Below are 13,082 nucleotides of genomic sequence, written 5' to 3' on the forward strand. Positions count from 1 at the left end.
CTCCAAAGCTCCTTGCTGCATTGACAACCCCCGCCCGCCAAGAGCATCCCGAGGATGCCCGAGGCGGGCGGGGGTTGTTTTGCCTAGCCTACCGCATTGTATGTCATAATCCAGATCGATCCGGCGACGATCGTCACCATGATGACGATGCCGAAGATCAGAGCGATCAGGTTGAAGCGCGGCTTCGGCTCCTCGCGGATATGCATGAAGAAGAGCAATTGAACCGCGAATTGCATGATCGCCATCACAATAATGACGACAGTTGTCACGCTTTTGCTGAACATATCGTTCATGACCATGACAAGCGGAATGATCGTAAGAATGATCGAGAGAACGAAGCCGATGACATAAGCCTTCATGGAGCCGTGCCCGCCTTCATGGGCGTCATGACCGCCATGCGAGCCGTGGCCGGCCTGCGAATGTTGATTGGCCATCTTACATCACCCCCATCAAATACACAATGGTGAAGACGAAAATCCAGACGACATCGAGAAAATGCCAGTACAAGCTGACGATATTGACCTTGCGCTTTGTGACTGGCGTAATGCCGCGTCTGGCGATTTGAATCATGAGAGCCGTCATCCATACAAGGCCGAGTGATACGTGAAGACCATGCGTGCCGACGAGGACGAAGAATGCCGACCAATGCGCGCTGGTCGCGATCGTCGCGCCTTCATGAACGAGATGCGTGAACTCTGTCACCTCGAGGAAGATAAAGGACGCGCCCAGCAAGGCGGTCACGATTAGCCAACCGATCAGGCCGCCTTTGTTGCCTTTGTTCATCTGCAGCAGCGCGATGCCGCTTGTGAAGCTGCTCGTCAGCAGGATGAACGTCGAGGCGATGATGCCCGGCAATTCAATCAGATCCTGTCCCGTCGGTCCGTCCGCTGTGTTCAGGCGAAGCACCGCATAGGTGGCGAATAAGACGCCGAACAGGATAACGTCGGTGATGAGAAACAGCCAGAAGCCGAACACCTTCATATCTTCATGTTCTTGGTGACCGTGATGGTCGTCATGTCCTCCGCCGTCATGATGACCATGTCCCTTGGCGGTTGCAGCAGTCGAATATGCCATTTATCTCGCCCCCCCTGCGGCAGCTTCCGTCCGCTTAATCTCGTCAACAGGGATGTAATAATCCGTGTTGTAGGTGAAGGATCTGGCGAGCAAGCACGCGATAACGCCGAGCATGCCCGGAATCCACATCCACTTCCAATCCCATACGAAGCCGAAGCCGGCAACGAACCAGCATACGGACATGATGAACGGAATGCCCGAATTGCGCGGCATGTGAATCGGCTCCAGCGGCGCCGTCTCGGCGGCGATGATCTCCGGTGCGTCCTTCACGCCATTGCGGGCGCGCTCCTTCTTCTCCCACCAATCATCGGTATCCGTCACAACCGGCAAACGCGCGAAGTTGTAGAGCGGAGCGGGAGACGGAATGGACCATTCGAGCGTTCGGCCGTCCCATGCGTCGCCTGATTTTTCTTTATTGAAGAATTTGATGCTGTGCGCGATTTGCCACACCTGGAAGATGAAAGCGAGACCCATGATGAAGGCGCCGACGGTCGAAAGCACGTTAAGCGGCTGCCAGCCCATATCGAAGTCGTAAGCGTTGAAACGGCGTGTCATGCCCATCAGACCAAGCGCGTATTGCGGCATGAAGCAGATATAGAAGCCGATATTCCACAGCCAGAACGCCCATTTGCCGAGCCCCTCGTGAAGACGGAAGCCGAACATCTTCGGCCACCAGTAGTACAGACCAGCGAAGTAGCCGAACACAACGCCGCCGATCAGCACCTGATGGAAGTGGGCAATCAGGAAGTAGCTGTTATGGAACTGAAAGTCCGCCGGCGCAACCGACAGCAATACGCCCGTCATGCCGCCGACGATGAAGCACGGAATGAACGCGATTGTCCATAGCATCGGCGTCGGGAAGCTGAGCTTGCCTCGGAACATGGTGAACAGCCAGTTGAATATTTTTACGCCCGTTGGTATCGCGATCAGCATCGTCGTGACGGCGAAGAACGCGTTCACGTTTGCTCCCGAGCCCATCGTAAAGAAGTGATGCGCCCAGGTGAAGAACGAGAAGAAGCTGATGGACATCAGCGCGAACACCATCGATTTGTAGCCGAACAGCTTCTTCTTCGAGAAGGTGGCGACCACCTCGGAGAAGATGCCGAATGCCGGCAAAACCACGATATACACCTCGGGATGTCCCCACATCCAGATGAGGTTGATATACATCATCGGATTGCCTCCGCCGTCGAGCGTGAAGAAATGCGCGCCGAGATAGCGGTCGATGAACAGCAGGAACAGCGTAACGGTCAGAATCGGGAATGCGAACATAATGGTGATGCAGGAAGAGAGCACCGACCATACGAACATCGGCATTTGCATCAGCTTCATGCCCGGCGCGCGCATCTTCAAAATCGTAACCACGAAGTTGATGCCCGTCGCCAGAGAGCCGATACCGGAAATCTGAATGCCCCAGATATAGAAGTCCTGTCCTACGCTCGGACTGCCGGACAGCTCCGACAGCGGCGGGTAGGCAAGCCAGCCCGCGTCAGGCGAACCGCCGATAATGAACGATACGTTGAACAGCATCGCACCGAAGAAGAACATCCAGAAGCTGAGCGAGTTGAGATAAGGGTACGCGACATCGCGCGCGCCGATCATGAGCGGCACGACGATATTAAACAGGCCGAACATAAGCGGCATGGCCATGAATAGAATCATAATCACGCCATGCGTCGTGAAGATCTGGTTATAATGCTCCGGAACGAGGAAGTCGAGCTCCGGCATAGCAAGCTGCGTGCGCATGAGAAGCGCGTCCACGCCGCCTCGGAACAGCATCAGAAGCGAGGCGATGATATACATAATTCCGATCTTCTTGTGGTCGACAGAAGTAAGCCACTCCGTCCATAGCCAGCGCCACTTCTTGAAGAAGGTGAGCGTGAATATAATCGCAACCAAGGTTAACGCGATGGACACCTGGGCGCCGAGAATGAGCGGATCGCCCGTCACAAAAAAATCATTGAGCATAAAGTCTTTAAATTTATCCCACATGGATGACCTCTCCTTTCGCTAGACATACAATTAGTGCTTGGTATCCGTACCCGACATATCCATCTTGCTGTGATCCATGTCGGACATGTCCATTTGTTCATCAGACTTCGAGTTCGAGTTTGAATCACCTTCAGCATAAGGAGATTCTTCTTCGAATTCAGAGTTGTTCGCCATGTCCTTGTTCATGTCCGCAGAAGGATCCGAATCGAGCTTCTTCTCGCCTTCGGTCATGGCGCCCATATCCATGCTATGCCCCATATGCATGCCGCTGCTTCCTTCCGGAATATACTGCATGGCAACCTGATAGAACAAATCCTCAGGAGAGCTGGAGAACAATTGAACATCCGAGCTTCCCGGTTGTCTAAGCGTATCGAATCCGTCCATGGTTAGAGCAGGTGCGTTGCTCTTCACATCCTTCACCCAAGCATCATAGTCCTCGCGGGACACCGCATCCGTCTTGAACGTCATCTTGGCGAATTCTTTGCCGGTGAAGTTGGCTCCCGATCCGTAATAGCTGCCTTGCTCGTCCGCTTGCAGATACAAGGTCATCGCCATGCCGGACATCGTATAGATCTGGCCGCCAAGCTGCGGAATCCAGAATGAGTTCATGGCGGTGTCCGAGGTCAGCTCGAAGCGAATCGGCGTATCTTCAGGTATTTTCAAATAATTGACCGTGGCGATATCCTCGCCGGGATATTTGAACAGCCATTTCCAATCCAGCGATACGACTTGAATGGTTATGGGCTTCTCTGTTGACGCGATTTCCTTGGAAGGCTCCAGCTTGTACGTATAGACGACCGTAACAGCCGCGAGGATGATAATGACGATGATCGGAATGCCCCACCATACGACCTCCAGCTTCGTATTATGCGCCCAGTTCGGCTTGTATGGAGCTTTGCTTCCGGGACGGTCCCGATAGCGCCATACAATGAAAGCCGTCAGAATAAGGACGGGCACGATGATCACTGCACACAGAAGAGTCGAAATGATGATCAGGTCCTTCTGGGATTCCCCGATCGGTCCCTTCGGATCAAGCACGATGTAATCTCCGCTGCATCCTGATAGCATGGTTACCATTGCCAGGAAAACGGCAGCTGTCAGCATACGATAATAACGTCTCATCACGTTTCACTCCTCGATTAATTGTAACTTACGATAACCATAGCAGATTAACAAACAAATAACTGCGGGGTTAACAATTACGTAAACAATTTGACTTTATTCCGACAAAGATTATTCACCAGTTCGACATAGACGGCTATTCGTATGTAATTTCATCAGTATTCCCTGCTCCCAAGCTCGCTAATTCATCCAGAAAAGCACAGTCTTTCCTGCATACTACCCATAGAAACGCATACGCAAACATCACAAAAAGAGGGCGATTCAGATGCATCATCTGTATCGCCCTCTTGCGCCTGTTCACAATGTTTAATGTAAGAATGGATTAGATGTCATCCAAAGCGGCGGGCAGCGATTGCTTGGCTTCGTGAAGCCTGGCATGCACGAGGCCGATTGCTGTTCCGATCACATAAATGTGAACACTGCCTACGAGAAAACCGATGCCAACCATTAAGCCGATATTCTTGTCGCTGAAGTGGCTGAGATTAATCAGGCAAAGCAGAACGCCGATGCTGAGAACAGCCCAAGCGATCACAGTCATGACATATACGAGACGCTTGACGTCGGTTTTCGTTGCGCCAATAACGGATGAGGATTTTGTTGTCATAGGAAACACTCCTAACTCATATCGAATAAGAATGATGGACAAGCACGTGTAAGTGCTTTCTTATACCTACTATACCACAACTTATGCGATTTGTTCAAAGAAAATTCACGATTTGCACATAAAATGGACAAATTCGTCGTTTTCTGTTCTTAATCTGTCCACCATCGCTTCAAATCATTCCACCAGGAACGAACGCGTTCCGTCTTGCCCGAGCTCTCGTTATTCGACGAACCGCCTTGCTTTCGCTGCTTGCCTTCCGCGAAGGAGGCGCCGCAAACCTCGGTAGGCTCCGTTCCAGCCAGGAAGGCTTGCATCCGTTTGTTCGGACAGGTATCGCCGGCCAGCTTGCCGCTCTGGGGATCGATCAAGACAGTGACGACGCCTTCGGGTACGGGGAATAGCTTGGCAGGCACAGCCGCAAGCGCATCCTCCATGAAATGAGCGAAGATGGGAGCGGCTCGATGCGCTTCGGCTATGGAGAGCAAGCGGTCCTTGTCGTAGCCGACCCAAACGGCGGCAGCGAGCTCAGGCGTATAGCCGACAAGCCAGGCATCCGTTGTGGTTGTTCCTGTTTTACCCGCTACCGGCCGCTTCAAAACAGAGGCGACGCGATGCGCTGTTCCTCCCTTGTCGAAGACGCTCTGCAGCAAATTCGTCATGACATAGGCTTCCGCAGGCGTGATGACTTGCTCTTTGCGAGGCTTCGCTTCGTATAGGACTTGGCCTTTGCGGTCTTCAATTCGCAGAATCGCGGCAGGCTCGATTCGCTCCCCCTCATTGGAGAAAGCGCTGTATGCGGAAGCCATCTCGAGAGGACTGACGGGAAAGGTGCCAAGAGCAAGCGAAGGAACGGGCTGCATACTGCTTCGAATGCCCAGCATGCGCGCAGTCTCGATCACCTTGTCGGCGCCTACCGTCATAATTGTATTGACGGCGTATATGTTGTCGGAGCCGCTAATCGCCTGGCGCATATCGATATAGTCTTCGGCGTATTTGTCTCCATAATTATGCGGCTCGTATGTCTTCCGTCCTTCATCGTAGGAGAAGACCGTAGGTTCGCTTCTGAACCTCGTCACCGGCGACATGAATCCGCTTCTGAGCGCGGTCAGATAGAGGAAGGGCTTGAAGGACGAGCCGGGCTGGCGCGTGCCGGCGAATACGCGGTTATATTGGTTGGCATGATAATCGCGGCCTCCCACCATCGCTTTGATGTAGCCCGTACGCGGATCGATGGCGACAAGGGCGGCTTGCTGCTCGGATTTCTCCGGGAAGCCTCCCTTGATCGATTCCTCCGCTGCCGCCTGAATATCCTGATCCAGCGTCGTGTAGATGGTTATGCCGCCTTCGTTCAGCAGCTTCTCGTCTATGCCCAGTTTGTCTACTGCGAGATAACGGATGTAATCGCGGAAGTAAGGCGCGAAGCCGTCCTGCTGCTCCGAGCTCAGCGGCTGGAGGTCGAGCATCTCGGCGAATGCGGCGTCGGCTTGCTCCCCGGTTATGGAGCCGCCCTCTTTCATCGCCTCGAGAATGAGATATTGGCGATCCTTGGCATTCTTCATATTCATATAAGGCGAATAATATTTCGGCCCCTTCGGAATGCCGGCCAGCATGGCGCTTTCCGCGAGCGACAGCTCGGAGGCATGCTTGTCGAAGTACATCATGGCCGCGGCTTCAATGCCGTAAGAGCCATGCCCGTAATAGATCTGATTGAGATACATGGCCAGAATCTCGTCTTTGGAATAATTCATCTCGAGTTGAGTGGTATAGACCGCTTCCTTCAGCTTGCGCTGCCACGTGCGTTCATGCGTCAGATAGAGGTTTCGCGCGAGCTGCTGGGTAAGCGTGCTGGCTCCCTGTCTGGCGGACATGCTCGACACGTTGACGACGACGGCGCGGGCCATGCCCTTCAGGTCGAAGCCGGCATGCTCATAGAATCGGCGATCCTCTATGGCGAGCGTCGCGTCAATCAGCGTATGGGCGATATCCTTCAAGTCTACCGATCTGCGGTTCTCGCCCGCATGGAAGGTGTCGATGACATTGCCTTGCAGATCCAGCATTTGAGAGGTCTGACTTATAGAAGAGACAGGCAGAGCCTGCGCTCTGAGGTAGAGATATAAGCCGGCGGAGACAGCGAATACGACAGCCGCAGCGACGGCTCCTCTGCGAAGCCATTTTTTTAGCGTCGCGGCATAAGGAAGCCATTTCTCCGTTAGAATAGGGAACAGGGGTCGGCGTCTTTTCCCTTGTTGCTGTGAGGATGTATTTTTCATGTGACTCCCTTCCTTTCTTCAATAGAGGCTGACTGAACGCTTTTCCTTAGTATGGAAATGGAGGGGCGTTCGTATTCATTGACGGTGGCAGCTTATAAATATTTTGTAGATACGACTGCAAATGGTTGCTTTTTGTGCGTGACAGACTATAATACAGGTTGAATGATTGTAAGAAAGAAGGGATCCCGACATGGAATTATGGTATACCGAGAAGCAGACGGAAAGCTTCGGCATTACGGCGAAAATTACGAAAACGTATGTAGACGAGCAAACGGATTTCCAACAGCTCGATATGATTGAAACGGAAGAGTTCGGCACGATGCTCGTGCTCGACGGGATGGTCATGACAACTGTGAAGGATGAATTCGTCTATCACGAGATGGTGGCGCATCCGGTTCTGTTCACGCATCCGAATCCGGAGCAGGTGCTCGTTGTCGGCGGCGGCGACGGCGGCGTCATTCGCGAGATCATGAAGCATCCGAAGGTGAAGAAGGCCGTGCTTGTCGATATCGACGGCAAGGTTATCGAATATTCGAAGAAATATCTGCCTACGATCGCGGGAGAGTTGGACAACCCTCGCGTCGAGGTGCTGGTGAATGACGGCTTCATGCATATCCACGATCACAAGAACAGCTACGATGTCATTATGGTGGATTCCACCGAGCCTGTCGGCCCAGCGGCGAATCTGTTCACGAAGGGGTTCTATCAAGGCATCTACGAATCCTTGAAGGAGGACGGCATCTTTGTTGCGCAGACGGACAACCCGTGGTTCAAGGCGGATTTGATTCAAAGCGTAAACCGCGACGTGAAGGAAGTATTCCCGATCGTACGCGTGTATGCCGCCAATATCCCGACCTATCCGAGCGGCCTGTGGACCTTTACAATGGGCAGCAAGAAGTATGATCCGCTCCAGATCGACGAAGCGTCCATTCCTGAGCTGGAAACGAAATATTACACGCCTCACCTGCATAAGGCAGCCTTCATCCTTCCGAAATTCGTGGAGGATCTGGTGAAATAAGAGGGGAAGCTTTGCTTGATGAAGAGCCCGTTTTTGGCTGTTGCCAAAAACGCGGCTCTTTTGTTTTTGAGAGAGGGAACGTTATACTAGGCTCTAGAAAGAATGACCGGGGGGAACGGAAATGACAGCCTTGGAGCTATGCAAGGTATTAATTGTTGATGATGAGCTTCTCATTAGACAAGGCATCAAGCATTTCATGAATTGGGAGAATGAAGGCTTTCACATCGTGGGAGAGGCGTCGAACGGGAAGGAGGCGCTCGAGCGCATCGAAGAGCTGCAGCCGCATATCGTAATCACAGATATTGTCATGCCCGTCATGGACGGCGAAGAGCTCACGAAGCAGATCAAGCAGAGCTATCCGGATATCGAGGTCATCGTGCTCAGCAGCTTTGGGGAGTTCGACTATGTGAGGTCCACCTTCCAGCAAGGCGTTGCGGACTATATTCTGAAGCCGAAGCTGGATATGCAGCATTTGTTGACGGTATTAAGAATGACGGCGGAGCGAATTTCCTCGCTGCAAGCGGGCGTGAAGGAGCCGGATATCCGTCCTTCGCTCGATCGGTATCTCGAGGGACTGTTGAACGGCTTCGAGCCGAATGCCGAGAAGGAAGCGGAATGGAAGGCTGCGCTTCCCTTCGATCGCTTCTGGCTTGTCGGCATCGACTTGCGGAGCTCGAGCGGGAAGAAGGCCGAGGGGGGCTTGACGAAGACAATCGCGGCGCAAAGATTGAAGGATGGACTGCTGCAGCGATTGGAGGGGCGTTCCGCCGCGATCTACGAGCTGCCGAACGAGGAATCGTTAGTCGCGTTCATGATTAACGCCAATAAGCTTGAAGCCGCCTTTCTGCAAAATGAAGTGCGGCAAATTCCGGGTTGGATGGCGATTGAAGAGGAATTTCGCTATCCCGTTGCACTAAGCGCCGACTTCGGATCGCTGAGCGAGCTCGCAGGCATGTACCGCGATTCTCTTCTCGCATGCATGAATTATTTTTTCTATTTGCCCGAGCTTCGCGTGCTGCTGGCGGATGATCTTCCTGCGCGGCCCGAAGCGCTGGAGAGCTTTCATCTTAATCAATTTACGGAGCAATTCAAACGCGAGCATTTCAAGGAAGCCTTCGACGATTTGCGCTCGCATGTAGAGGAGATGACGCGTCAGTATACGATGGATGTGTTTGAGTTTAAATCCTTTCTCGGCAACATCATCTTTAATATAACCGTACTGCTTGGCAATATGGAATATGATGTCGGAGAGCTCGAGAAGGGGAAGTATCGCTACTTCAAAGGAATCGAGGATGCCGTGCAAGCGGATGAAGCCGCAGCGAAGCTGGAAGCTTTCGTCAATGAAGCTAAGGCATGCATCGCGGGCAAAGCGGCCAAATCCAACCAAGCGAATATGAAGCGGCTGCTGGCCTACATCGAGGAGCATTACGCGGATGCGATTACTTTGACGGAGATGGCGAAGCATTTTCATTTCAACCCTTCCTATTTGTCCAATTACTTCTCCATGCACAACGAGGAAGGCTTTGTCGAATATGTGCATAAGGTCAGGATCGGGAAGGCGGAGGAGCTTCTCCGCAAGGGGGAGGCGACCATATCCGAGATAAGCGGAATGGTGGGATTCTCGGATCACAGCTATTTCTGCAAAGTATTCAAGAAGCAAACGGGCTCATCTCCGAGCAAGTACAGGCGAATGCATCGGGGCGATGAAAGGAACAGGCTATGAGAAGGCTTATCGATCGTTTTTCCAACTATAGACTGTTTATCAAAATGTTCATCATAATGGTCGTCAGCATTGTCGCCGTCTCGGTTGCAACGACATGGGCGACCATTAACATGTCCGGACGCGTATTCATGGATACCTTCAGCATTACGAACTCGAAGGTGATTGCGCAAATCAACAGCAATTTGAACAATTTCAACTACTCGATCGTGGTAGCCTCCAACCGCATTCTTCAAAGCGGCGCCATACGTGGATTTTTGACGCAAGGCGACGGGGATTCCCTGTCCAATTACAAGAGCTACTACAATATGACGCAGCAGATGGAGCAGATATACTCCAGTCTCGATGCCTACGATGTCAGTCTGCTTGTCACGGGCATCAACGGCCGCAGCTATGTGTCGGATCGCTCGATCTGGTCGATCTCCGATCAGGAGCTGCGCGAGCATGAAGTGACCGCCAACACCTTGGCGGATCCGCGCAAGCTATTGTTCCAATACGCTCCTTCAGACCCTGACAGAGCCGGCAGCCAAGGAGTTATCGTTGCGTCCAAGGCACTCATGGACCGGACCGACAACGAGATTTACGGCGTCATGTATTTCGCCATTACCGAGAGGACATTCCAGCGGTTCTACAACAGCTTCACCAGCAAAGGGAATGACGTCGCTATCCTGAGCGGCGACGGCTCCATTCTTTCCTCCAATAAGGAAGACTGGATCGGCAAGCCCGCGCCCGAGCTGTTGGGCTATGCGAAGGACATCCAGCAGAATGCCATGACCTATAAGGAAGTTGAGTTGGAGGGAAGGAAGGGCATTCTGTTATCCTCCTATCTGTCTCCTTACGACCTGTATCTCGTAAATGTGGTGGACAAAGAAACGGCAGTCGGCCAATTGATGGATACCCGAACGATTATCCTGATCGTAATCGTCATTGTGGCGCTTTCTTTAATGATCATGTTCCTTGTTTCCAGGCAATTGACGAAATCGCTGACGCGGCTCGTAAAGCAAATTTCAACGATATCGAAATACGAGTTCGACCATCACGTCTCTGTGGACGGAAGCTATGAAACGAGGCAGATCGGGCTTGCTTTCAACGATATGCTTGGCGAGCTGCAAGACTATGTGAAGGAATTGGTGGAAACTCAGAAAGGACAGCGCAATGCGGAGCTGGAAGCTTTGCAGCAGCAGATTAATCCGCATTTTCTCTACAATACGCTCGCTTCGGTCAAGTTCATGGTGCAGCAAGGAAGCAGGGAGAGGGCGGCGGAGACGATCAACGCCCTTATCTCTCTGCTTCAGAATGCAATAGGCAACGTTAGCGAGACCATACCGCTCAGTCAGGAGCTCGTTAATTTGCGGAATTATGTCTACATCAACCATATTCGCTATGGCGAGCGGATCAAGATGAACTATTTCGTTTCGCCGGATTGCCTGGGCTGCCATGTGCCCAAGCTGATTATCCAGCCCTTTATTGAAAATGCATTTTTCCATGGCTTTAATGAAAAGGCCGAGGGTCAGATTTATTTCATGGCGTCTCTGGACGCGGATGCCCTGGTTTGCGAGGTGGCGGATAACGGAGACGGCTTTCTTCTGACAGAGGACGAGGACGCGCATCCGCTCAGCCCGAAGAGCAAACGGCAGCTGTTCGCCGGCATCGGCATGAAGAACGTCCATGATCGGATCAAGCTGTTGTACGGCGATTCCTATGGCGTGACCATCGCAAGCGAACCGGGCGAAGGGACCAAGGTGAAAATCAGGCTTCCCGTCATCTTCAGCCAAAAATAATTCAAAATTCCAAAGATCGTCTTAGCCCGGTGAAGGAATTTCGCCGGGCTCTAATAATTTGACAAAGGTAGGCAAAGATAATGCTAACAACGCCAAACTTCATGGTGCTAACATGGAGCAGTAAGCAGGAAACGCTTACGGGCTAAAGCTGAAAATATAGATACGGAGGTCTAGAACATGAAGAAAATGCTTGCTTTGCTTCTTGTCGGAATTGTGGTTCTGACGGCAGCGTGCTCCAACAACAACACATCGAATAACGGGGGCAACAATGGCGCGAACAATGGCGCTGGAGATGCTACAGAGCTAACCGTTTGGGCTTGGGATCCCAATTTCAACATTAAGGCGATGAATTTGGCGAAAGAAACCTACGAGGCAGATCATTCGGATGTGACGGTCAATGTCATCGAGAACGCTCAGAACGACATCGTTCAGAAGCTGAATACAGGCCTCAGCTCGGGAACGACCAAGGGACTTCCCAATATCGTGCTGATCGAGGATTATCGCGCGCAAAGCTTCCTTCAAGCGTATCCGGACATGTTCTATCCGCTCACGGACAGCTTCAAGGCATCGGATTTTGCCGATTACAAGCTTGGACCGACAAGCGTCGGCGATGTGAATTACGGCTTGCCGTTCGATTCCGGCGTAACCGGGCTTTATGTAAGAACGGATTATCTCGAGCAGGCCGGCTACACGATTGACGATCTTCAAGACATTACTTGGGATCAATATATCGAGATTGGCAAGAAGGTCAAGGAAGCGACGGGCAAGGATTGGATCTCCCTTGATCCGAACGATCTGGGCATCCTGCGCGTCATGATTCAATCGGCCGGCTCCTGGTATATGAAGGCAGACGGCAAGACGGCCGACTTGGCGGACAATGCGGCTTTGAAGGAAGCCTTCGAAACGTACAAGAAGATGATAGACGCTAATATCGTGAAGACTCATGCGGACTGGAGCCAATTCGTTGCCAATTACAACAGCGGCGACGCAGCCTCCGTTCCGACAGGCAACTGGTTTACGCCATCCATCACGGCTGCCGAGGATCAAGCCGGCAAGTGGGCGATCGCTCCGCTTCCTAAGCTGACGAACAACGAGGCTTCCGTACACGCCTCCAACCTCGGGGGAAGCTCGTGGTATGTTCTCAATGTGCCGGGCAAGGAGAAAGCGGCAGAATTCCTGGGCGCTACGCTGGGATCGAACGTTGATTTGTATCAGAAGCTTGTTACGGACGTTGGCGCGATCGGCACCTACAAGCCGGCTGCGACAGGCGAAGCCTATACGGCCGCGAACGATTTCTTCGGCGGGCAGAAGATCGTTCAGGATTTCGCAGACTGGACAGCGCAAATTCCGAGCGTCAACTATGGCATGAACACCTATGCGATTGAAGATATTCTCGTTGTCGAAATGCAGAATTTCTTAAACGGCAAGTCGATTGACGCTGTGCTGAGCGACGCTCAGAAGCAAGCGGATTCTCAGCTGAAATAGTAAATGCTTGAAGAGG

At 52.3% G+C, this 13,082-nt stretch carries 10 protein-coding genes; 4 read left to right on the top strand and 6 right to left on the bottom strand.

Features of this window, described 5'->3' with window-relative positions; genetic code table 11:
• Positions 1-83: 83 nt before the first annotated feature.
• The 6 genes from cyoD to HFP08_RS23545 all read right to left on the bottom strand — a co-directional run bounded on the left by cyoD (position 84) and on the right by HFP08_RS23545 (position 7,062).
• On the bottom strand, positions 84-434 hold the full coding sequence (gene cyoD, locus HFP08_RS23520) for a cytochrome o ubiquinol oxidase subunit IV (RefSeq protein ID WP_168123070.1): 351 nt from the start codon (positions 432-434) through the stop codon (positions 84-86).
• A 1-nt stretch (position 435) separates the two neighbouring features.
• Positions 436-1,074 carry a cytochrome o ubiquinol oxidase subunit III gene (gene cyoC, locus HFP08_RS23525; RefSeq protein WP_168123071.1) on the bottom strand — a complete coding sequence of 213 codons (639 nt, stop codon included), beginning with the start codon at positions 1,072-1,074 and terminating at the stop codon, positions 436-438.
• Positions 1,075-3,066: a cbb3-type cytochrome c oxidase subunit I gene (locus HFP08_RS23530; protein WP_168123072.1), complete on the bottom strand. Its 1,992-nt coding sequence runs from the start codon at positions 3,064-3,066 to the stop codon at positions 1,075-1,077.
• Between the two features lie 30 nt (positions 3,067-3,096).
• Entirely contained in the window at positions 3,097-4,188 is a 1,092-nt protein-coding gene (gene cyoA / locus HFP08_RS23535; RefSeq protein ID WP_168123073.1) for a ubiquinol oxidase subunit II, read from the bottom strand.
• A gap of 322 nt (positions 4,189-4,510) precedes the next feature.
• On the bottom strand, positions 4,511-4,792 hold the full coding sequence (locus HFP08_RS23540; RefSeq protein WP_168123074.1) for a hypothetical protein: 282 nt from the start codon (positions 4,790-4,792) through the stop codon (positions 4,511-4,513).
• A gap of 149 nt (positions 4,793-4,941) precedes the next feature.
• The gene (locus HFP08_RS23545; RefSeq protein ID WP_168123075.1) at positions 4,942-7,062 is read right to left on the bottom strand and encodes a transglycosylase domain-containing protein; all 2,121 of its coding nucleotides are present in this window, start codon (positions 7,060-7,062) and stop codon (positions 4,942-4,944) included.
• 190 nt (positions 7,063-7,252) lie between these two features.
• Here HFP08_RS23545 and speE point away from each other — a divergent pair, with 190 nt between their 5' ends.
• From speE to HFP08_RS23565, 4 genes are all read left to right on the top strand, one after another.
• A complete protein-coding gene (speE, locus tag HFP08_RS23550; RefSeq protein ID WP_168123076.1) occupies positions 7,253-8,080 on the top strand; it encodes a polyamine aminopropyltransferase in 828 nt (275 codons plus the stop codon).
• A 121-nt stretch (positions 8,081-8,201) separates the two neighbouring features.
• On the top strand, positions 8,202-9,803 hold the full coding sequence (locus tag HFP08_RS23555; protein ID WP_168123077.1) for a response regulator transcription factor: 1,602 nt from the start codon (positions 8,202-8,204) through the stop codon (positions 9,801-9,803).
• Positions 9,800-11,581 (top strand): cache domain-containing sensor histidine kinase, encoded by a 1,782-nt coding sequence (locus tag HFP08_RS23560; protein WP_168123078.1) that lies wholly within the window; start codon positions 9,800-9,802, stop codon positions 11,579-11,581. Before HFP08_RS23555 ends, HFP08_RS23560 begins: the two co-directional genes overlap by 4 nt.
• 177 nt (positions 11,582-11,758) lie before the next feature.
• Positions 11,759-13,066, top strand: coding sequence for an ABC transporter substrate-binding protein (locus HFP08_RS23565; protein WP_168123079.1), 1,308 nt, complete (start codon positions 11,759-11,761; stop codon positions 13,064-13,066).
• The last annotated feature ends 16 nt before the right edge of the window (positions 13,067-13,082 follow it).

The organism is Paenibacillus sp. HB172176, from assembly GCF_011947265.1.
GTDB lineage: Bacteria > Bacillota > Bacilli > Paenibacillales > Paenibacillaceae > Pristimantibacillus.